General features: G+C 58.6%; 21 protein-coding genes and 3 pseudogenes. 14 read left to right on the top strand and 10 right to left on the bottom strand.

Features of this window, described 5'->3' with window-relative positions:
* Positions 1 to 53: 53 nt before the first annotated feature.
* Positions 54 to 335 (top strand): annotated as a pseudogene (locus AC1D19_RS13380) (BrnT family toxin).
* Positions 336 to 338: 3 nt separating this feature from the next.
* A complete protein-coding gene (locus tag AC1D19_RS13375) occupies positions 339 to 644 on the top strand; it encodes a BrnA antitoxin family protein (protein ID WP_477754067.1) in 306 nt (101 codons plus the stop codon).
* A 55-nt stretch (positions 645 to 699) separates the two neighbouring features.
* Here the strand turns inward: AC1D19_RS13375 and AC1D19_RS13370 are convergent, their stop codons facing one another.
* A complete protein-coding gene (locus tag AC1D19_RS13370) occupies positions 700 to 1,530 on the bottom strand; it encodes an arylamine N-acetyltransferase family protein (RefSeq protein WP_477763491.1) in 831 nt (276 codons plus the stop codon).
* 177 nt (positions 1,531 to 1,707) lie between these two features.
* Between AC1D19_RS13370 and AC1D19_RS13365 the strand changes: the two genes are divergently transcribed.
* Positions 1,708 to 2,052 carry a hypothetical protein gene (locus AC1D19_RS13365; protein ID WP_477763490.1) on the top strand — a complete coding sequence of 115 codons (345 nt, stop codon included), beginning with the start codon at positions 1,708 to 1,710 and terminating at the stop codon, positions 2,050 to 2,052.
* 35 nt (positions 2,053 to 2,087) lie between these two features.
* On the opposite strand, the gene AC1D19_RS13360 is transcribed toward AC1D19_RS13365, so the two are convergent.
* Entirely contained in the window at positions 2,088 to 3,494 is a 1,407-nt protein-coding gene (locus AC1D19_RS13360) for a DUF1254 domain-containing protein (RefSeq protein WP_477763489.1), read from the bottom strand.
* Positions 3,495 to 3,606: 112 nt separating this feature from the next.
* Positions 3,607 to 5,205 carry a sensor domain-containing diguanylate cyclase gene (locus AC1D19_RS13355; protein ID WP_477763488.1) on the bottom strand — a complete coding sequence of 533 codons (1,599 nt, stop codon included), beginning with the start codon at positions 5,203 to 5,205 and terminating at the stop codon, positions 3,607 to 3,609.
* 217 nt (positions 5,206 to 5,422) lie between these two features.
* On the opposite strand from AC1D19_RS13355, the gene AC1D19_RS13350 reads away from it, so the two are divergent.
* Positions 5,423 to 5,890: a hypothetical protein gene (locus tag AC1D19_RS13350; RefSeq protein ID WP_477763487.1), complete on the top strand. Its 468-nt coding sequence runs from the start codon at positions 5,423 to 5,425 to the stop codon at positions 5,888 to 5,890.
* Between the two features lie 142 nt (positions 5,891 to 6,032).
* Here the strand turns inward: AC1D19_RS13350 and AC1D19_RS13345 are convergent, their stop codons facing one another.
* On the bottom strand, positions 6,033 to 7,787 hold the full coding sequence (locus AC1D19_RS13345; RefSeq protein ID WP_477763486.1) for a L,D-transpeptidase family protein: 1,755 nt from the start codon (positions 7,785 to 7,787) through the stop codon (positions 6,033 to 6,035).
* Between the two features lie 85 nt (positions 7,788 to 7,872).
* On the opposite strand from AC1D19_RS13345, the gene AC1D19_RS13340 reads away from it, so the two are divergent.
* From AC1D19_RS13340 to AC1D19_RS13310, 7 genes and pseudogenes are all read left to right on the top strand, one after another.
* A complete protein-coding gene (locus tag AC1D19_RS13340; protein ID WP_477754074.1) occupies positions 7,873 to 8,574 on the top strand; it encodes a murein L,D-transpeptidase catalytic domain family protein in 702 nt (233 codons plus the stop codon).
* 108 nt (positions 8,575 to 8,682) lie between these two features.
* On the top strand, positions 8,683 to 10,404 hold the full coding sequence (locus tag AC1D19_RS13335) for a copper resistance system multicopper oxidase (RefSeq protein ID WP_477763485.1): 1,722 nt from the start codon (positions 8,683 to 8,685) through the stop codon (positions 10,402 to 10,404).
* Between the two features lie 10 nt (positions 10,405 to 10,414).
* Positions 10,415 to 11,278, top strand: a complete 864-nt coding sequence (locus tag AC1D19_RS13330) for a copper resistance protein B (RefSeq protein ID WP_477763484.1) — start codon at positions 10,415 to 10,417, stop codon at positions 11,276 to 11,278.
* 52 nt (positions 11,279 to 11,330) lie between these two features.
* On the top strand, positions 11,331 to 11,714 hold the full coding sequence (gene copC / locus AC1D19_RS13325; protein WP_477763483.1) for a copper homeostasis periplasmic binding protein CopC: 384 nt from the start codon (positions 11,331 to 11,333) through the stop codon (positions 11,712 to 11,714).
* Positions 11,715 to 11,717: 3 nt separating this feature from the next.
* Positions 11,718 to 12,674: a copper homeostasis membrane protein CopD gene (gene copD, locus AC1D19_RS13320; RefSeq protein WP_477763482.1), complete on the top strand. Its 957-nt coding sequence runs from the start codon at positions 11,718 to 11,720 to the stop codon at positions 12,672 to 12,674.
* A 187-nt stretch (positions 12,675 to 12,861) separates the two neighbouring features.
* Positions 12,862 to 13,101, top strand: a complete 240-nt coding sequence (locus tag AC1D19_RS13315) for a type II toxin-antitoxin system RelB/DinJ family antitoxin (protein WP_477763481.1) — start codon at positions 12,862 to 12,864, stop codon at positions 13,099 to 13,101.
* Positions 13,091 to 13,379: pseudogene (locus tag AC1D19_RS13310) on the top strand (type II toxin-antitoxin system RelE family toxin). The gene AC1D19_RS13315 and the pseudogene AC1D19_RS13310 overlap by 11 nt, the downstream one beginning before the upstream one ends.
* Positions 13,380 to 13,579: 200 nt before the next feature.
* Here the strand turns inward: AC1D19_RS13310 and AC1D19_RS13305 are convergent.
* The 3 genes from AC1D19_RS13305 to AC1D19_RS13295 are packed head-to-tail and all read right to left on the bottom strand — an operon-like array spanning position 13,580 to position 15,602.
* A complete protein-coding gene (locus AC1D19_RS13305; protein WP_477763480.1) occupies positions 13,580 to 13,948 on the bottom strand; it encodes a hypothetical protein in 369 nt (122 codons plus the stop codon).
* Positions 13,949 to 13,965: 17 nt separating this feature from the next.
* A complete protein-coding gene (locus AC1D19_RS13300; RefSeq protein WP_477763479.1) occupies positions 13,966 to 15,378 on the bottom strand; it encodes a PAAR domain-containing protein in 1,413 nt (470 codons plus the stop codon).
* Positions 15,375 to 15,602, bottom strand: coding sequence for a hypothetical protein (locus AC1D19_RS13295; protein WP_477763478.1), 228 nt, complete (start codon positions 15,600 to 15,602; stop codon positions 15,375 to 15,377). Before AC1D19_RS13295 ends, AC1D19_RS13300 begins: the two co-directional genes overlap by 4 nt.
* Before the next feature lie 393 nt (positions 15,603 to 15,995).
* Here AC1D19_RS13295 and AC1D19_RS13290 point away from each other — a divergent pair, with 393 nt between their 5' ends.
* Entirely contained in the window at positions 15,996 to 16,757 is a 762-nt protein-coding gene (locus AC1D19_RS13290; RefSeq protein WP_477763583.1) for a transporter substrate-binding domain-containing protein, read from the top strand.
* Between the two features lie 65 nt (positions 16,758 to 16,822).
* Here AC1D19_RS13290 and AC1D19_RS13285 read toward each other — a convergent pair whose 3' ends face one another.
* Together AC1D19_RS13285 and AC1D19_RS13280 are read right to left on the bottom strand one after the other, a co-directional pair.
* Positions 16,823 to 17,044, bottom strand: coding sequence for a hypothetical protein (locus AC1D19_RS13285; RefSeq protein WP_218428851.1), 222 nt, complete (start codon positions 17,042 to 17,044; stop codon positions 16,823 to 16,825).
* A gap of 107 nt (positions 17,045 to 17,151) precedes the next feature.
* Positions 17,152 to 17,532: a DUF6124 family protein gene (locus tag AC1D19_RS13280; RefSeq protein ID WP_477763477.1), complete on the bottom strand. Its 381-nt coding sequence runs from the start codon at positions 17,530 to 17,532 to the stop codon at positions 17,152 to 17,154.
* Positions 17,533 to 17,977: 445 nt separating this feature from the next.
* On the opposite strand from AC1D19_RS13280, the gene dusA reads away from it, so the two are divergent.
* Positions 17,978 to 18,973 carry a tRNA dihydrouridine(20/20a) synthase DusA gene (gene dusA / locus AC1D19_RS13275; RefSeq protein ID WP_477763476.1) on the top strand — a complete coding sequence of 332 codons (996 nt, stop codon included), beginning with the start codon at positions 17,978 to 17,980 and terminating at the stop codon, positions 18,971 to 18,973.
* A 54-nt stretch (positions 18,974 to 19,027) separates the two neighbouring features.
* Here the strand turns inward: dusA and AC1D19_RS13270 are convergent, their stop codons facing one another.
* Positions 19,028 to 19,861 carry an undecaprenyl-diphosphate phosphatase gene (locus AC1D19_RS13270; RefSeq protein ID WP_477756907.1) on the bottom strand — a complete coding sequence of 278 codons (834 nt, stop codon included), beginning with the start codon at positions 19,859 to 19,861 and terminating at the stop codon, positions 19,028 to 19,030.
* 524 nt (positions 19,862 to 20,385) lie between these two features.
* On the opposite strand from AC1D19_RS13270, the pseudogene AC1D19_RS13265 reads away from it, so the two are divergent.
* Positions 20,386 to 21,122: pseudogene (locus tag AC1D19_RS13265) on the top strand (winged helix-turn-helix domain-containing protein).
* The last annotated feature ends 136 nt before the right edge of the window (positions 21,123 to 21,258 follow it).

The following is a 21,258-nucleotide window of genomic DNA, read 5'->3' as shown; positions in this document are numbered from 1 at the left end:
CTGGCGACCATCGGTAAGGCCCGCCTCTTCTATATACATATAAAGTATGCATAATGAAGCCATTCGAAATTCAGTTCCACAAGGCAAAGAACGCAGCCAACAAACTCAAGCACCAAGGCATCAGCCTCGCAGAGACTGAACCGGTATTCCATGACGAACGAGCGCTGACCATCGAGGACAACCACCATGATGAACAACGCTGAATCACCCTGGGGCTGGATGCCAAAGGCCGATTGCTGGTCGTCGCGTACACCCATCGCGATCCGGATTTCGTTCGAATCATTTCCGCGCGCATCGCCACCAAAAGCGAGCGCCGTCAGTACCTGGAGGCATGACCGATGAAAGACGAATACGATTTCAGCAACGCCAGGCGCGGGGCCGTGGTGCCCGCCAAAGGCAAGACCCGCATTACCATCATGCTCGATGACGCTGTCATCGAAGCCGCCCGCGCACTGGCAGAAAACGAGGGGTACGGCTACCAGACGGCGATCAACAATACGTTGCGCCGGGCCCTGCTCAACGAAGGCAAGACCACACAACTGAAACCAACCCTCACCCCTGCCGAACTCAAGGGCCTGGAGCAGAAACTGGCAGAGGCCTTGCGCGAAATTCAACGGGTGATGGAGCCGGGTATTCGGCCCTGAAACACCAAGGGCCGATCAATCGGATCAGCCCTTGGTGATGTCTACGATCAGCCCGCTATTGCGGCGCTGCGATCAATCGTTCCAGTGTCCGCACCAATTGCGCCTGTTCCGGTACGCGAATGCCGAACTCGCTGCCCAGCAGGCCGATCAATTCCTGCACATCCGTCACCTGCCGCCGCTCGCTGTCGTGGCCAATCCGGTGGATCGCGAAGTTGCCGTTGTTGAGCGTACGCCGCCACCCCTCCCCGGTGCGCGCCACCATCAATTGCTCGGCGAAAGTCGACTCGGGGTGGGTCGAGACGTACCAGTTGCCCACGGCAAAATCGATATCCTCCTGGCGTTGCAGGTCGAAGATGTACATCGCTCGCCATTCCCCCGCAACGTTGGCGCGCAGGGTAAAGCCGTCGACGTGCAGGTCGATGCGATACGACTCGTGAGGGGTGAGTTGTTCGACGCGGGAATCGAGCAACAGGGGCGCGGTCGGTACCATGCCGCCGAAGCCGACGTCGGTGATGTAGCGCACGTCATCGATGATGACCAGGCTCAAGCGATGGGTCCGGGCAGTCCAGGCGCCCTCCGGCTGGCCCATCACCACCCGGCCGCTGATGGCACGGGCGTCGAAACCCAGCGCTTGAAGCAAGGCCAGGAACAGGTTGTTGAGTTCGTAGCAGTAACCGCCACGACCGTCATGCAAGACCTTCTGCTCGATGGACGGCAAGTCGATCAGCACCGGATCGCCGGATAATGTGGTGAGGTTTTCAAACGGGAAAACGCCGGTATGGCGCAGTTGCAGTTGGCGCAAGGTTTCCAGGGTCGGTGCCAGAGGTGCGTCGAAGCCCAGGCGTCGCAGATACAAAGCACGGTCAGTCAGGCATGGCTCGCTCATCGCTCAATCCTTTTGCACGCAAGCGGCGGATTACTCCGCCAGTGGCCGCTATGTATACGGGATCAAGCACTGCCGCCGACAATTGATTTAGCCAATCACCGGAAATGAAAAAACTCTACTGCGCTTGCGCAACCCTACACACCGGCATCAGGTAACGACTCATCCCTGGAGACGACCATGATGAACATCAGAATGACTTCGCTGCTCTTGGCGGGATTGTTGTCGGCAACGCCCCTGGCCACGCCCCTGGCCACGTTGGCGGCGTCCGGCAATGGCAATGGCACTGGCACGCCCGGTACGACATCGGGCGCCACCCGCAACCCAGCCACGCGGCCAGACAACAACCGACCCAGCGCACCCTCGGGTGACTACAGCCGCAGTCATGGCCCCGGCTCGTCAATCGGCAGCACCGGCGTCAATGGTCCGGGTAGCGGCGCGGGTGGTGGAACCGGCGCCCCCGGAGGTGGAACCGGCGGTGCTGGCGGCGGGACGGGCAGCTGGACAGGCAAAAGCAGCCGATGACGTGCAGTCATTGGCTGCTTTTTGTCGCCTGGGGCTTACATCGGCTTGACCGCCGGCGGGTTCCATTGGCCATTCAGCGCCTCGGCTTTCGGGCCGTACAAACGCATGGTCAGGTTGAACGGGCCTTTGGGCGCCGGCAGCCAGTTGGCCTCCAGATCCTTGCCGGGGCTTTCGTTCTGGAAATAGAGGTCCAGCGAGCCATCGGCGTTGGCCTTGAACGGCATCCAGCTACTGACCGCAAAACGATTGAGCGAGTTGCCGACCTGGAAACCTTCCGGGTCATACAGGGTGATCGACCAGAAGGCGTTCACCGGCGGCGCCTCGCCCTTGTTGAAATGCAGCACGTACTTGTTTGCACCCTCGAGCGGCTTGCCGTCACTGTCGCCGATGTTCAACGGATAAATCGCATCCTCGGGCAGGTTGGCACCGAGCCCCATCTGCGTAACGATGGCGCGCTTGAGGTAGTAGTTGCCGTAGACGCCCATGGTGTCGGTGTTCATCGACCAGCCATTGACCTCCCGCGCCAGGGTCGGCACTTTCCAGGTCATCAAGGCCTGTGCATCCTGCGGCACCGTTTGCAGCGCGGCCCGGATCTGCGGGTCCAGCGCGTCCATGTCGAACGGCTTGCCGGCTTCGATGCCGATACGCTTGATCTGCGCCAGCATTGGCTGGTCGGTGCTGTGCGGCGGGTTCACCTTCAGCAGGTCAGCCGCGTAAGTGAAGTAATTGGCAGCCGACATGGAATCGACCTGAATCTTCGGCGGCGTTTTCATGTCCACCGCCGGGTCGACCTTCACGGTGACGGCTTCAGGTTCCTTACCCAACCGGGACAACGGCGTCACCGTGTAGCCGGCCTGGATCTTGTGCACCGCCGCGTAATCCGCCGCACCGTCGGTCTTGGTTCGGCCGATGATCCAGACAAAGGGCGTGGGTGCCGACAGGTGACTCATCCCGGCGGGCACCGTGCCGGTCCACCCCGGTGGCGTCACCAAAAATTGCCCGGCCTCGGTGCCCGTGGTGCGCCAGCCCGGCGAAGCGAACACATCAGTCCACATATCCAGCATCGGCAACAGGTAGAAACGCCCATCGGTATCAGGCGCGGCGATCACCAGCGGTTCCTTGGTCAAGTCCAGCCAGGCAATCGAATACAAGGTGTCGAAATTAGCCCGCACCACCCCTTTGAACTCGGCCGGCGGATACTGCGGCACACTCACAAACATGTTCATCGGGCCTTTGCCGAATTCCTTGCCCGGTTCGATGTTGGTGAACTGCTTGCGAGTAATGTCCATGCTCAGCAGCGGGTAAAAATAGATGTAGGCATCCACGCCGATCGCGTGAGCTTCTGCGGCAGTGATTTTCGATTGCGCGTGGCTGGCCAGCGGGAAGATGGCAGCGGCTGCGACGGTCAGAGCAACGGCTGTCAACGCTTGGGGTATCAACATGTTGGCGATCGTCCGTGCGAGGGGGAGCCTGCCGGGTTCGGCAGCGCTAACGGAACTCTAGACGATCAATTCAGCCAGGCCCGAGAGGCGGACCACCGGCAGGAACAACACTTCAACGATCGGAACGCATCAATGCCTCGACACCGCCCGCCATCGACAACGTTGCCACGCGGTTTCGCCCCGAATGCTTGGCCTGATACAACGCCGCATCCGCCCGCTCGACAAACACGTCCATGCTGTCACGCCCCGACGGCACGAACGAATAGCAACCCAGACTGACCGTTACGTAGCCATTGGGCGAGCCGGTGTGACTGATGTGCTTGTCGATGACGCTGCGGCGGATCTGCTCGGCAATCGTCATGGCGCCGTGGATGTCGGTGTCCGGCAACAGCACCGCAAACTCCTCACCGCCGTAACGCACCGCCAGATCGGCCTTGCGGTGGCAACAACTCTTCAACGCGCGTGCCACTTCGGCCAGGCAGTGATCCCCCACCACATGGCCGTAGGTGTCGTTGTAGCGCTTGAAGTAATCGATATCGAGCATGATCAGGCTCAAGGGGCTGGCCTGCCGGGCGCCGCGCCCGAACTCGATGCCCAGCGCCCGCTCGAACAATCGGCGGTTGGCCAGCCCGGTCAGGCTGTCGTGGGTGGCGATCAGCTCCAGCGCTTGCTGGGCCCTGCGCAAATCCGACTCGACCCGCTCGCCAACACGCACCTGATACAGGAACACCCACCCGAACAAACCCACGACCAGCAACACCAGGGCAACGATGAGGCTGGAGCGAAACGCCGTGTCGTACCAGTCCGCGAGAATGGTCTCCGTGGACGACGCAGCGGCGACCACCAGCGGATACGCCTCCAGCTGGCGGTAACCGTACAGGCGTGTCACACCATCGATGATGGACGTGAACATCGCATTACCGGAGGTGGCCAGTGGCAGGAACTTCTGGAAAATCTCGCCCTGGGCCAGCGACACGCCGATCTGCGCCTCTACAAAAGGTCGACGCGCCAACAGCGTGCCATCGGTCAGGCCGAGAAACATCGAGCCGTTGTCGTCGAGGCTGAAACTTTTGAAGAACTGGTCGAAGTACGACATCTTGATGCCGGCCAGCAACACGCCCTGGAAATGCCCGTTCCTGTCGTTGACCCGTTTGGAAACCGGAATGATCCACTCGCCGTTTTCCCGGCTGCGGATGGCCGGGCCGATGTGCGCCACCGACGATACGTTCTGCTGGTGATACTTGAAGTACTCGCGATCCGCGACCCCGGCACCCCGGGGCAGGTTCTCAAACGAGGTCACCACCCACTGGCCCTTCTGGTCGAACAGCAGGATGCCGTGCAACTGATCCAGTGCCAGCACCCGCCGGGCGAAGGTCTGCTGCAAGCGTGGTCGTTGGTCCGGGCCGAAACCGTCGACCTGAATCCAGTCCACCAGACTGGTCAGCACCAGGTCGGCCTTCATGAAGGTGTCTTCGGCTTGCTGCGCCATGGCCCGCGTCAGGTTCGAAGACGCCACTTGCGCCAGGCTCAGATCATGGCGACGGGACTGTTCCAGTTGCAGGTAGAGCAAACCGCACAGGCACAGACACACCGTGGCAATGAACAACACCGCGGCCTTGCGCAGCGGTATGCGTTTCAATGCGACGCCAGGGGCGTGGTCCGGGTCGTTAAAGCGAGTGGGCAAAAGTTCATCCTGTCGGGGGCAAGGCATGGGCACCGACCCAAAGCCCTCAATCTTTATGGGCCGTAGTTTACGGGGTTATCCATGATAAATGGGTGGCCACTTGCCCAGCGGTATCACACCTGCCCGGGGGTGCTGCCCAAGCACAGCGCCTGCACCCTGCATGTGCCGCAAACATGACCCAAGGCAAGCGCGCCCCCCGCATCAACGAGCTACGATTAGTCTGAACTCCACACAGGGAATCGACATGAGCAAGGCAGACGAACTCGCCGCAAAATTGAAACAGACACGGCTGACCAGCGCGGATCAGGCGATCGATGGCTGGCCGGGCCAGGTCTACGAACTGTATCAACGGATAGAGGCCTGGCTGCTGCCCTTGACCGAAGCGGGCCTGGTCCTGCGGCGCAACCCCACCCACGTGTTCGAGAGTCACCCCAATGGCGACGCTTACAACTACGCCATCGACCAGTTGGTGATTGCCGGCAACGAGCACAGCCTCACCTTTGACCCGGTTGCACGCTTCACCGCCGATGGCGAAGGGCGGGTCGAGATTCACTCCCAAGGCAACGAATTCGCCCTGTTGCGTACCGTGGACGAACACGGTGAAACACACTGGTGGCTACAAACGATCGAGCAGGCCACAGCGCAGCTGGATGCGGTGGCGCTGACGGAAAGCGATCTGCTTTTAGTAGTGCAACAAGGGCTGGCGCTTTAGGGGGGAGCTGAATACCGCCCTTCCCTGTAGGAGCGAGCTTGCTCGCGATGGACCTGAGGGCGACGCGTTCATCCAGACAACACGCGTTATCGTTAACGTCCATCGCGAGCAAGCTCGCTCCTACAGTGTCCGCGTCTATTCATTACTGTTGGTTCTGTCCCTTCACCACCAGCGGTATCTCTGCACGACGCAAGTCCAGAGGGGGCAACTTCGTAGGCTGACTCAAGCCCTGCAGCACCCGGGCATCGTAATCATAAATGTCGGGCTTGAACGTCACCCGCCCGTCCTTGCTCAGGTCCACGGTCCAGTAAGCCAACAGCACCGGCACTTTCACCGGTAGCTGGATGTTCTCGGTCCTGCCATTGGCCAACTGCTTCTGAATGCCTTCGCTGTTCCAGCGCACCGGGTCGTTGAACAACAACTCGACCAGTTGCAATGGGTTTTCCACGCGGATGCAGCCTGAACTGGTGGCCCGAACCGTTTTGGCAAACAGTTCGCGGTGCGGCGTGTCATGCAGGTAAATCGAATAGTCGTTGGGGAAGCGGATCGCCACCTGCCCCAGCGAACTGTCGGGCCCGGCATCCTGACGCAGGTGGATGCCTCGCGGGTTGCTCCAGTCAACGCTCGACGGATCGAGCACATTGCCTTCGCGATCAAGCACGCGAATCCGGTTGGCCTCCAGATAGCCCGGATCGTTCTGGACTTTTGGAATCACGTCCTGCTTGAGAATGGTCGGCGGCACGGTCCAGGTCGGGTTGAACGTGATGTAGGTGATTTCGGCCTGGAACACCGGCGTGCTGCGCACCGGTTTACCGACTTGCACCCGCGAACGCCAGATCGGCAGACCGTCGCGGTACATCGCCACCTTGTATCCGGCGATATCGACGATCACGAACGTGCCCTGAAGCTTGTATAACAGCCACCGGGCGCGCTCCATGTTGACCCGCACCTGATCGATCCGCGCCTCGACCGGCACGTTCAGTGCCGCCAGCGTCGCCGCCCCCGCCACGCCATCGGCACCCAGGTATTGCTCGGTCTGATACTTCTTCACCGCGGCAATGACCTTGTCGTCGTAACCGGCCTTTTTCGACAGCTGCGGGTCCAGGTATCCGCCCGCCACCAGACGCGCACGCAATTGTGCGACAGCCACCCCGTCCATGCCGGGCTTGAGCGATTGCCCTTCGGTGACTTTCGGCCAGCCGCCCGCATCACGAACCTGACGCAACCGGGCCAGGCCCTCACGCAAGTTGCGGTAAATCTCTTCCTGAGGAGGCGCCTCGGCAAAGGCACGCGCCACGTCATGGGCATCGAGGGCGGCGAACAGGTTGTTCATGTCTTCGCGGGCATCGCCGCCGGAAGGCTCGAAATTCCAGTGAATGTCCAGCCGCGACGGATCGACCTTGCCCCGCCGCAGTTGCAGCAGCGCGGTGATGAACGTGCGGGTCGCCGCCATGTCGAACATCGCCCGTTGCGCCGTGGAAGGCATGGCCACTACCAGCGATTCATGGGCCTGAGCCAGTTCGGAGATGCGGAAATCCGCCGGATTCAGGCCGTCGATCCGGGTGTCTTCAAGGCTCTTGAGTAACTGGGCCACGTCACGTTCATCTGTCCACGCGGCGCGATAGTTGCGATGCATATAGAAATCCAGCACCACCCGGCTGACATCCACGCGCTGATAGCGCCGCGAAGTGAGCAACGGCGGAAAGGCCGAGCGCAGCGGTTCCAGTGTTGCCTGAATCGCCTGGCCGACCGCATCGTCGGGCGCTGCGGCATCGATTGTGCTGCTTGCCGCAGATACCGGCTCAATCGGCGAAGTTTGCCCAAACGCCGCACCGCTGATCAGAAAGCCCATAAAAAATATGCGGCTTATGACGAATGACCTTGTTAATTGCACCATGGATAATCCTTAATCACCCGTTTCAAACGGCTAGCTTTCCACTCGCTGCCAGCTAGACTCGAAATTATCATGATGAGACCCGACTATGGCGCTCAACCGCTTTGGCCCTTTATTTGCCATTTTACTGACGTGCCTTTCAGTAACGTCAGCCTACGCCGATTCGCTTGAAAACGCGCTGGTCAAAGCAGCTCCAGGCGCCGACGCCAAAGTGATTGCCCTGGCGGTTCGCGCAACCCAATGCAGCCGCGCCCAAGGTGTCGCCCCAGCCCAAAGACTGGCGGTGATCGATTATTCCCTGCCTTCGACCGAACAACGCCTGTGGGTCTTCGACCTTAAACGGCGCAAGTTGCTGTTTCACGAACTGGTCGCCCATGGCCGCAACAGCGGTGAAAACATGGCCACGCTGTTCTCCAACCAGAATGAAAGCCACGCCACCAGCCTCGGCCTGTTCCGCACACAAGAGAGCTACCTCGGCCAGAACGGTTACTCGCTGCGCATGGAAGGCCTGGAGCCCGGCTTCAACGATAACGCCTTTGACCGGGCCATCGTCATTCACGGCGCGCCCTATGTCAGCCCGGTGCTGGCCCGCGCGAATGGCCGGATCGGCCGCAGCCTGGGTTGCCCGGCCGTCAGACCGGCGATTGCCCATCGACTGATCGATTCGATGAAGGACGGGCAGTTGTTGTTTTCCTACTACCCGGACCAGCGCTGGTTGAAGTCGTCTTCCTACATCAACTGCGGCAGCGATACCGTGGCCTCGAGGGAAAAGACCACTTCGCGCCAGTAAGCAACGCCCCAACCTGTCAAAACTGTAATCCCCGCCTCAGCCTGCTGAAAGGCACCGCCCGTTAGCCTCGTCGACAAGTTCAACAGGCTGACGGGCGGAACAAACGGCATGCACTCCCACACTTCAAGACGCACCTTCGTCAAAGGCCTGGCCATCGGCGGGCTCTTCGGCGGCCTCGGGTTATGGCGCACGCCGGTCTGGGCGATCAGCAGTCCCGGCGAACCGCAGGTGTTGGCCGGTCACGATTTCGACCTGTACATCGGCGAATCCCCGGTCAACTTCACCGGCAGCCCACGCACCGCGATGACCATCAACGGCGGCATTCCCGGCCCGCTGCTGCGCTGGCGTGAAGGCGATACGGTGACGCTGCGGGTGCGCAACAAACTCAAGGACAGCACCTCCATTCACTGGCACGGCATCTTGCTGCCGACCAACATGGACGGCGTGCCGGGGCTGAGTTTCAAGGGCATCGAGCCGGGCGGCATGTACGTCTACCAGTTCACCGTGCGACAGAACGGCACCTACTGGTATCACAGCCATTCGGGCTTTCAGGAGCAATCCGGCGTCTACGGCCCGCTGGTGATCGACGCCAAAGACCCGGAGCCGTTCCAGTACGACCGCGACTACGTGGTGATGCTCAGCGACTGGACCGACGAAGACCCGGTCGACCTGATGAAGACCCTGAAAAAGCAGTCCGATTACTACAATTTCAACAAACGCACCGTGGGCGACTTCATCCACGACGTCAGCGAAAAAGGCTGGGGGCCGACCGTCGCCGACCGCAAGATGTGGGCCGAGATGAAGATGAACCCCTCCGACCTGGCCGACGTCGGCGGCGCCACTTACACCTACCTGCTGAACGGCCAGGCGCCGGACATGAACTGGACCGGGGTGTTCCGCCCGGGGGAAAAGCTGCGGCTGCGCTTCATCAACGGCTCGTCCATGACCTACTTCGACGTGCGCATCCCCGGCCTGAAAATGACCGTGGTCGCCGCCGATGGCCTGCACGTCAAACCGGTGAGCGTCGACGAGTTTCGCATTGCCGTGGCGGAAACCTTCGACGTCATCGTCGAGCCGACCGAAGCGGCCTACACCCTGTTCGCCCAGGCGATGGATCGCACCGGATTCGCACGCGGCACCCTCGCGGTAAAAGCGGGACTGATTGCGCCGCTGCCGCCACTGGACCCGCGCCCGCTGGTGACCATGGATGACATGGGCATGGCCGGCATGGGTATGGCCGGCATGGACCACGGCAGCATGGCGGGCATGGATCACGGCAACATGGCCATGGGCGACATGCCCGGCATGCAGTCCCACCCGGCCTCGGAAGCCGACAACCCGCTGGTGGACATGCAAGCCATGTCCACCTCACCGAAACTCGACGATCCCGGCATGGGCCTGCGCGACAACGGTCGCCGTGTGCTCACCTATTCCGACTTGCGCAGCACCTTCGAAGACCCGGACGGCCGCGAGCCCGGCCGCACCCTGGAACTGCATCTGACCGGGCACATGGAAAAATTCGCCTGGTCGTTCAACGGCGTGAAGTTCTCTGATGCAGAACCTCTGCGCCTCAAGTACGGCGAGCGGCTGCGGATCGTGCTGGTCAACGACACGATGATGATGCACCCCATCCACCTGCATGGTATGTGGAGCGACCTCGAAGACGAGAACGGCCAGTTCATGGTGCGCAAACACACCATCGACATGCCACCGGGCTCCCGGCGCAGCTATCGGGTCACCGCCGATGCGCTCGGCCGCTGGGCCTATCACTGCCATCTCCTGTACCACATGGAAATGGGCATGTTCCGTGAAGTTCGCGTGGAAGAATGAGGCGCACCCCATGATTCGATTCACCCCGGTTTTTTTCGCACTCGCGACCTCGACGGCGATGGCCGCCAGCGATGGCATGCAAGGCATGGATCACAGCCAGATGGACCACAGTCAGATGCAAAGCATGGACGAGGGCCAGATGCAGCCCGCCGCCCCCAGCGAAAGTCGCACACCGATCCCGGTGCTGACCGATGCCGATCGCGCTGCGGTGTATGCCGATCCCACCGGTCACCACGTACATGACAGCACGCTCAATTCATTCTTCCTCGCCGACAAACTGGAATGGCAGGACGCCGATGACGGCAGCACCCTGGCCTGGGATTTGTCCGGCTGGGTCGGCGGTGACATCGATCGCCTGTGGCTGCGCTCCGAAGGCGAACGCAGCAACGGCGTGACCGAGGACGCGGAAATCCAGGCCCTGTGGGGCCACGCCATTTCCCCGTGGTGGGACGTCGTCAGCGGCGTGCGCCAGGACTTCAAGCCCGGCGCCCCGCAAACCTGGGCCGCGTTCGGCGTGCAAGGCATGGCGCTGTACAACTTCGAGGCCGAAGCCACGGCCTTCATCGGCGAAGGCGGCCAGAGCGCCGTGCGGCTGGAAGGCGACTACGACATCCTGCTGACCAATCGGCTGATCCTGCAGCCGACCGTCGAACTCAACGCCTACGGCAAAAACGACCCGCAACGGGGCATCGGCGCGGGGCTGTCCAACACCGAAGCCGGCCTGCGCCTGCGCTACGAAATCCGCCGGGAATTCGCGCCCTACCTCGGCGTGACCTGGAACCGCACCTACGGCAACACCACCGACTACGCCAGTGACGAAGGCGAGGACCACAGCGAAACCCGCCTGGTGCTCGGTATTCGGCTGTGGTTCTGAACAGACTCACCTCAAACCAACAACAACCGCTTCAAGCGGTAAAGGACCTTGCATGCGCCTCATCAAACCCACCGCCGTCGCTATCACGTTGCTCAGCGGCCTGCTCATGAGCACCCTCGCTCAAGCGCACCCCAAACTGCTCGCCTCCACCCCAGCGCAAGGCGCAGAAGGTACGCCGCCCGACAAGATCGAGCTGCATTTTTCCGAAAACCTCGTCACCCAGTTTTCTGGCGCCAAACTGCTGATGACCGAAATGTCCGGCATGGCCCACGCCCCGATGCCGGTCAAGGCCAAAGTCAGCGGCGGCAGTGATCCGAAGACCATGTTCATCACCCCGACAACCCCCTTGACTGCCGGCACCTACAAGGTCGAATGGCGCGCGGTGTCGTCGGACACCCACCCGATCACCGGCAACGTCACGTTCAAAGTGAAATGATCGATGAGCGACTCGGCCAACGTCGTGCTGCGGTTTGTGTTGTATGTGGATTTGATGGTGTTGTTTGGCGTGGCGCTGTTCGGGCTGTATAGCCTTAAAGGACGGGAACGACGTTCGGGGACCGTGCTGCCCTTTTGCGGATTGTTGGCGGGTTTTGCCGGACTCGGGGCATTGTTGTCGAGCGCCGGCATGGTGCTGATGGCCAGCACCATGAGCGGCGAATCAGACGTTGCCGAGTTGCGACCTCACATCGAGATGATGCTGTTCGAGACAGACGTCGGGTTGGCCTGGGCCGTGCGGATGATTGCGTTAGCGGTCGCGGGGCTGGCGTTGATACTCAACCCACGCGCCCCCGGCATCAGCCTGGTGATCGCCGCCACGGCCGGCGGCATCGCCCTCGCCGGCCTGGCCTGGAGCGGGCACGGCGCCATGGACGACGGCAGTCGCCGCTACTGGCACTTCACCGCGGACATCCTGCACCTGCTAATAGCGGGCGCCTGGCTCGGTGCGTTGCTGGCGTTTGCCCTGATGGCGCAAACCCGGGCTCTGCAAACCGAAGCACACATTCGCTTACTGGCTCGCGCGATCAAGCGATTCGAACTTGCCGGAGCACTGATCGTCGTCATCATCACCGTGACGGGCGTGGTGAACTACCTGTTCATCGTCGGGCCGAAGCTCGATGAGGTTTTACTCAGCCTCTACGGAATTCTGCTGACGATCAAAGTGTTGCTGTTTGCCGGGATGCTGGTGTTGGCGGCGTTGAACCGCTTTCATCTTGGCCCCTTGCTGGAGCAGTCGTTACGAGAAGGCCAATATCGCGCGGCGGCCCATGCACTTCGGCGCAGTGTGGTGGTGGAAATGGCCGCAGCGGTGTTGATTGTCGGGTTGGTGGCGTGGCTGGGGACGTTGAGTCCGGAAGTGGAAATAAGCCATCTTCAGGGGGAAATCTCTGACACTTAAGTACTGATTTAAACTTGGACCACCCAGGCCTGGGCAATGGCCCAGGCGTTGGGATCTTTGCTGATTGGCATTTTCATCCTCCCGAGTACGAATTTTCTCTGAATTAGCCATACGTCTCGGCGGACTTGCCAATGAGGAACTCTTGATTCAATGTAATGACCAATGTCATTACATGAGAATCTATCCCATGGCATCTATCAACATCCGTATCGATGACGACCTCAAGGCTCGCTCCTATCTCGAACTGGAAAAGCTCGGCGTCACGCCTTCCGAACTGATGCGCCAGACCCTGCAATATGTAGCGGAGCGTGGTCAGTTGCCTTTCAAGCCTGTCTTGATGACTGAAGACGATGAGGCTTTATTGGCTACCGTGCGGGAACGGCTTGCATCTCCTCAACGAGTAAAGGTTTCTATAGATGACCTATAGCCTTGAGTTTGATGCCCGTGCATTGAAGGAGTGGCAAAAACTTGGCGACACAGTCCGACAGCAGCTCAAAAAGAAGCTGGTGGAGATCCTGAACAATCCACGCATTGAAGCTAACCGCCTGCATGGTTTTCCCGACTGCTACAAGGTGCAAACTACATAGCAGCGGTTACCGCTTGGTCTATCAAGTGATTGACCAGGAAATTACTGTGTTTGTGGTAGCCGTGGATAAACGGGAACGTGAGCAGGTTTATCGCAAGGCAGCTGAACGTTTGAAGTAGTGGTCGATTGACCCTCTCGTTTAGGGGGATCGTTCATTTTTCACACCGGTGAAAAAAACGGCACCTTCCGGTGCCGTTCGAATTTCGCAGTCCTGCTTTAACTTATCTTGCCCAGTGCCCCGGTCTTGTCACAGAGGTCCACCAGGCTACGACTGGAAATGCCGAGCGCCGTTTTAAGCTTGAGGTGATAGCCCCAAAAATCACTCCAACTTCATCAGCCCATACGCAATGAATCCCCAAACAGCAATGCCAACCAGCATCACCGCTTTGATTTTCAAAAGACGCTTTAGATGTGGGGGAAAGTTTTTAATATCCTCGGGGTCCAGCTCACCAATGCGGATTGAAACCCTTGGCATAGTCACCATCCCGGCGATTTTTGCTATCAGCAAGAGGCCCCCAAACCACCCCTGCTGCCGCAAACCTGGCCCCCAGGTGTGGACATAACGACTATTTTTTAAGGCCTCCAGCATGGCGTCAAGGTAACGCCATCTGAGGTAGAGACTGTATGCAGTGCTCGCAATGGTCAGCAAGATCGGACCGGCTAGAAGCCAAAAAGCTAGCCAGGACATCCAAAACCCCTTTCCCATCATGGCTGGGTTTTCTCGTATAAAATTTCACCCATTAGCTCACCCCCATCCCCCATATAAATCGTACCCACCCATGCTCCAGCACCTATCAAGGTCGCGGCGCAGACAACTCCCCCGATTCCTGTAGAGACTCCAAGCGCCAGACAGACGGGTCCACTGACATATTTACCTATCTCTGCACCCGCAACGCCACCAAAGGTGGACCCAACAAACTTTCCTCCCTCCGTAAACCTGACCTTCTCGCAAGCGGACCCAGAGCCACTATTACAAACCTCCTGAACAGCCAACAGCGAAGAAACCCCGCCAATACCAACACCGATGTAACCACCGGTGCTCATGTACTTAGCTGCCCGACTGGTCGCCTTCACGTGGTTGGAATACCCCGGTATCTGCCCCGGCGCCCCAGCCTTGTCCCAATGGTGCACCAGGCTACGACTGAAAATGCCGAGCGCCGTCTTCAGCTTGGGATGATCGCCCAAGGTGGTCTGGCCACGCAGGCGAGTGGAGTTCAGCAGGTGGGCGTCCAGTTGTGCGAGCAGGCGCTGGCGTTCGGCGAAGAACTGCGGCGATCGCAGGTGGCCGTGCTGACGATAGCTGTCCTGATGCAGGCGTTCCATGGCTTGCAGGGTGTCACGCAGTCGGGTCAGGTGTTTTTCCATCACCACCGCGCTGACGCCGAGCCAGGTCGAAGTCTCGCCGGTAAAACTGGCGATTTCAGCCGCGTGGCGGAACATGAATTCGGCTTCTTCCGGCGTCAGGGGATCGAGTGCCAACTTGACCTGTTGCGCGGCCTGCATCAGCTGCGCTTCCTGGTAGGTGCAGGAGGTGTTGTTCGGATCGCTCAGTACGATCAGCGAACCGGCCTTGATATCGCCTTGCTCAGGATTGAGCGCTCGAAACTTGCGCATCACGACGGCATCGGGCGTGGCGAACAGCGTTGCCTCCAATGCCTCGCGGGTCATGCTTTTGGGCACCACATGGAAGCCCGGTTCTTGAGGTTCCGCGCGGGCGAATATCGCAGGCGCTGGAGGGTTCGAAGGGGCGAAACCAGACTGACGTGGCGCGGCCGGTTGACTGGTTGCAGCACTGGAAACGGGTTGCACGGCGCTCCTGCCCGTTCGCGGTGCAGAATTAGCGCTGCGATAGGTGGCCGTGACCACAGAAGGGATCAGCCGGGCCTTGCAGGGGCAATCGCTGTGGCTGTCCAGCGTGCCCGCCATGGCTTTGCCATGACTGATCATGTGCGAAATGCCACCGACAATTTTGTAAGTCTTGCCGTCCTTGCCACAGGTGACTCGATCACCCTCGCGGGCATGGGCAATGCCGTACATCATGATCCGGGTGTCACCATCCAGGACCTTACCGCCACAGGTGGTCTTGTCATGCAGACCAATGAAATGCCCTTCGTTCATTGATGTTCTTCCTCCTTGATGGAAGGCAGAAAGTCCTCGGTTGCGATTCGGTAAATGGCGTGAGCGGGATGAGCTTCCATGTATGCCTGCCCCTGGCGAACAACTGCCAGAGCTTCGTCGCAAAAGTGCGCAAGCCGCCCTTCAGTGAAGTGAGGGGTGTCAAGACTGCGAAGAAGTTCAGCGGAGACTTCTTTGGTATACAAGGGATGCGCAGGTGCATTCATTTGCAACTTCCTTATCGTCATCGGTTTGAGTTGCCTTTCCTTCTCATCTCGGCAGAAGCGCCGAGCAGAGAGAATATTGGGCGACGACGAATAAGACGGTGGGACGCTTGCTGAACGCAATCCAATGGCATAGCCAAAATGAACGAATAGGAATTTTCGCAATAACAAACAACCCATTTCCTACAACGGTAGTTACAAGAAGTATTTTTTGCGCAGTGGAAGCCCGCTGTGTGTGTGGTTATTTCACGTGCGAGCGTAGTCCGATGGGTTAGCTAAAAAACGACATCTCCCCGGACAGGATTTTTCACACCGGTGAAAGTTTCACTACACTCCCCTTCAAAACCACTCCAGCCCAAAAGCCCGATAACAATGACGAAAATCAACAGAGCAATGATGCTCGGCGGCTTGCTCGCACTCACCCTTGGCGCCCAGGCAGAACCTTCGCACCTGGACAGCGTCATGCAACAGGGACAACTGCGCGTTTGCACCACCGGCGACTACAAGCCCTACACCCTCAAAGCCGGGGACGGCGAATATTCCGGCATCGACATCGCCATGGCCCGCACCCTGGCCGACAGCCTGGGCGTCAAGGTCGAGTGGGTGCCCACCACCTGGAAAACCCTGATGCCCGACATGCTCGCCGGCAAGTGCGACATCGCCATGGGCGGCATCTCGGTCACCCTGGAACGGCAGAAAAAAGCCTTCTTCAGCACCACCCTGGAAGTCGACGGCAAAATCCCGCTGGTGCGCTGCGAAGACCAGGCGCTGTACCAGACCGTCGAACAGATCAACCAGCCCTCGGTTCGCCTGGTCGAACCTGCCGGCGGCACCAACGAAGCGTTCGTTCACGCCTACCTGCCCCAGGCGCAATTGCAGCTGCACGACAACATCAGCATTTTTCAGGAACTGCTGGATAAAAAGGCCGACGTGATGATCACCGACGCATCGGAGGCGTTGTATCAGCAGAAACTCAAACCGGGCCTGTGCGCCGTCAACCCCACGCACTACCTGCAATACGGCGAAAAAGCCTACCTGCTGCCCCGCGACGACATCACCTGGAAGCTTTACGTCGATCAATGGCTGCATCTGGCCAAGGCGACGGGCAACTACCAGAAGATTCGGCGGCAGTGGCTGGTGGTGCCTGAAGCGAAGTAACGGGGACACCCGCACAAAAAAGGGCGCTCCCATGGGAGCGCCCTTTTTTCATTGCGGACCGCGTATCAATCGTCGTGCAGCAATCCTGAACTGTATTCGCCGAAGCTATTGCCGAGCGCGCTGCCATGGAAATTCATCTTGGCGGCATTGCTGTTGGTCGGCCCCGGGCCAAAACCGGCCGGCTGCACGGAGTCGGCCGAATAATCGCTATGGGAGCTCACACCGGAACAGGCGCTCAACAACAAAGCACCGGCGATCAGCGAGACTTTGACGAGGTTTGCGATCATTTTTTTTATTCCTGTGAGTTGAGGCGCGGGGGAAATGACATATGGCCACCATCCTATGCCTTGTCTATGCCGGGGATCATGAAATTTTGTGGGGCGACAGCGTTGGTTCAGGAACCGTGTGCACCAGGCGATATCTCACTCCCATTGCCTTGCGGATCAACATTGTCCAAGGCTCGATTCACCAACAACTCCCCCACCACCGCCAGTTGCTGAATCGACAGCGCCAAACTGCGGGTTGAACCTTCGAGCTTGCAAGCCAGGTCAGTGGTCAAGACGTTCAACGAGGCGAGGGTTTCGCAGGCGTGACACAGGAGCGTTTCAGTGTCGACGTTGGGAAGAATGGTGAACACATGGCAGACGGGATCAGCGTGATTCGGGTTTCGCAGGCGTTTGCTGACCACCCGCTGAGAGTCAGCGGATAGTTGAGGAAGATCGAGAGAATCGGAAGCCATTGCGGTTTCCGGAGGGTCAGGCGTTATCTTTTTCATCGTTTTCGTTCCTAGAATTAACCAAAGGAACTGCCAGCATCACTTCCACATGATGGGGTGGCAGCTGTGCACGGGTGTGGAAGACCGGGGATCTAGGAACCCGACGCACTCGAAAGTGCCCCGCGCACAGCCGCCATAATTTAACAGCAGACATGAAAAAAGCGCCTGCTTAAATTTAGGTGGCGCCCTGTGCGCCTAGATCTTGTGAAGGGCTTCCACACCCTTGTCGCTGAATTTGCAGCGACGGAGGGAGGTTAGCTGGGTGATCAGTGGGAGGGCAATATGGGCAATGGGGACGCGATTTGAGGGAAATCTCCTACTTTTTCGTGATGTTATCAACGCAATACCCAGCACTTGCCCAATCGTCCTGAGGCATGCCCAAGCTCCATCAGCCCATTCCTGATAAACTCCCTCACCTCCCAGCCTCACCGATTCCAGACCCCTCATGTCCGTAACCACCGCCACACCCGCCCCACTCTCCCGCCGTTTCTCCGTCGCGCCGATGATGGACTGGACTGACCGCCACTGCCGTTTTTTCCTGCGCCTATTGTCGAAAAACGCCCTGCTCTACACCGAAATGGTCACCACCGGCGCCCTGCTCAACGGCGATCACGACCGCTTCCTGCGTCACAACGAAGCCGAACACCCGCTCGCCCTGCAACTCGGCGGCAGTGTCCCGCTGGATCTGGCCGCGTGTGCGCGGATGGCGCAGGAGCATGGTTACGACGAAGTGAACCTGAATGTCGGCTGCCCGAGTGATCGGGTGCAGAACAATATGATCGGCGCGTGCCTGATGGGGCATCCGCAGTTGGTGGCCGATTGTGTGAAGGCGATGCGTGATGCGGTGTCGATTCCGGTGACGGTCAAGCATCGAATCGGGATCAACGGGCGAGACAGTTACGAAGAGTTGTGTGACTTCGTCGGTACGGTGCGGGATGCCGGCTGCACCAGTTTTACCGTGCACGCGCGGATCGCGATTCTGGAGGGGTTGTCGCCGAAGGAGAACCGGGACATTCCACCTCTGCGTTATGACGTAGCGGCGCAGTTGAAGGCGGATTTTCCGGAGCTGGAGATTATCCTGAACGGCGGGATCAAGACGCTGGAGGCCTGCCACGAGCATTTGCAGACGTTCGATGGCGTCATGCTGGGCCGTGAGGCGTATCACAACCCCTATGTGATGGCCGAGGTGGATCAGCAGCTGTTCGGCAGCACGGCGCCGGTGATCAGCCGGGCTGAGGCGCTGGCGCAGTTGCGTCCTTATATAGCGGCGCACATCGCTGCAGGTGGCTCGATGCACCACATCACCCGGCATGTGCTCGGGCTGGGCACCGGGTTCCCGGGGGCACGCAAGTTTCGGCAGTTACTGTCGGTGGATATTCACAAGGCCAAAGAACCTTTGGCGTTGCTGGATCAAGCGGCGGAGCTGCTTGAGGGGCGTTAACGGTTAGCCGCTTCCCTGCGCCCAGGCTGCATGTCCTGCAGCCTGGTGCGAGTGTCAGTGCGCTGCAGCCCCGGTCCAGTCAACCCAACCGAATACCCACGTTGCCAGAATCAGCAAACCGAATCCGATCCGGTACCAGGCGAACACGGCGTAACTGTGGGCGGCGATAAACTTGAGCAAACCACGCACGGCGATCATGGCGAAAAAGAACGCCGTCACGAAACCTAGCGCAAACACCGGCAAGTCACTGGCCAGGAACAGATCCCGATACTTATAGCCTGAATACACGGCGGCACCGACCATGGTCGGCATCGCCAGAAAGAACGAAAACTCCGTGGCAGCCTTACGCGACAGACCAAACAGTAACCCACCGATAATGGTCGACCCAGAGCGCGAAGTGCCCGGAATCATCGCCAGGCATTGCACGAAACCGACCTTGAGGGCGTCGGTCCAGCGCATGTCGTCAACATGGTCGACAGACACCACATGTTCCCGCTGCTCGGCCCACAACATGATGATGCCACCCACCACTAATGCCACTGCAACAGTGATCGGATTAAACAGATACTCATGGATCTTATTGGCAAACAACACCCCCAAGACCACCGCCGGAAGAAAACCGATTAACAGATTCAAGGTGAAACGTTGTGCATTGCGTTGGGTCGGCAAGCCGGTAACGATCTCGAGAATCTTGCGGCGGAACTCCCAGACAACCGCCAGGATCGCGCCCAATTGAATGATGATGTTGAAGGCCATGGCTCGCTCGCCGCCGAAGCCGAGCAAGTCCGCGACGATAATCTGGTGCCCTGTACTTGATATCGGCAAGAACTCCGTCAGACCTTCGACCATCCCTAAAATCAACACTGTTATGGTTGTCCAAAGATCCATCAATCCCCCCTCATCGACAAATACCGTTGCGTCGACCTCGCACTAATTCAACGCCAACACGAGAGTAAAGCGCATTAGAGCGATTAATAAAACTCAATGTTATGAAATGTCCATGGCCGCCACCACCAATACCAACGTTATATAACGGTTAATATTGGAGAGTGCTGAGCCAGACAAGCGCAAAAAATCGCACTTGAAACCACAAAACCCTACCGCCTCATGACGCCCAATCAAAAAAAGTCAGGTGGCTGGAACCTTAGCGACATGCGCGGTCATATGGGTGCGAAAATGCGGGGCATTGGACCAACAGATGGCACAATGCTACACCCCATCAACCCACGAGATTGCCATCGATCATGAGGCTCCTCGAACCACCGGCGGGCAAACGATCACGTCAGAATCACCGACAATGTTAAAAAAACGAGACGGCCGTCTGAAAAAACAGTGAAATGTTACCAATTGTCAGTCACAAGCGAGAATTGGTGCTTTAACATTCGAATGCCAGCACCCATCCGAGTCAAAGCATGATGCTTACAGGGAAAATAACGACTACAAGCCACAGCGACGTGAAGGAGGAGACAGGTATTCTCACCATTGGGCGAACCCACACGCTAGCTGAGGGCTTTAGGGAATTAGTCGCAAGCCACGTAGGCAAGGATATTGCCGTTGATGCAATGTGCTATAGCAACTCATTCAAAAGAAACAAGAATTCTAATTCATACCGTGCAATTTTTATCGTTATCGACAGCCCTCAGGCGTTGGTTGAAAGCCTCACCCTGGTAGAAAACATTCGCGCCGATAATCTGGCGTCAATAATTTTCATCGCCATCACCGGTAGAGGCACCTACAACAAGATGAAATACTATCTTGCCGGGGCCGACTACTGTATTAATTGCGACACCTTTGCAGACGAAAATACTGACGCACTGTCCGAGTTTTTTAGCAGTCCAGAATGGCAAAAAAAGCAAAATCTGCTTTTGGACCCCACTCGCATGTGCCTGATTGGCGACCATAAAAAACTGGACGTATTGCGGAAATGAAAATTCTCGAGGCTTTTTCTCAAACAAAGAACCAGATATTGAGCCATGATGAAATCGCCAGGACCATGGGTCTGAATATAAATTTTTATGACCCAAGAGCCTTGGAAAAGTCGATCAGTCGCCTTCGCGGCAAAATAAAAGGCATGTATGGCAGCAACGCCATTCAAAGTATTCGTGGGCATGGATATCGTTTAATCAGGGGTCTGATCTCGACAACCTGATTCTTAATGTAGAAGGGAGTTTCTGTATTATGAACGCAACAGGGAGCGTGCGACTCTACGGTCACGCAGAGCATTACCTGTCTCGACAATTGATTCTCACTCGGGATGACTGCCCGTTTGGCAGCGAGATCAGAAT

The organism is Pseudomonas sp. P1_C12 (assembly GCF_056406435.1).
Note: the sequence above shows the minus strand (reverse complement) of the source record. Positions and strands in the feature narration are given on the sequence as shown.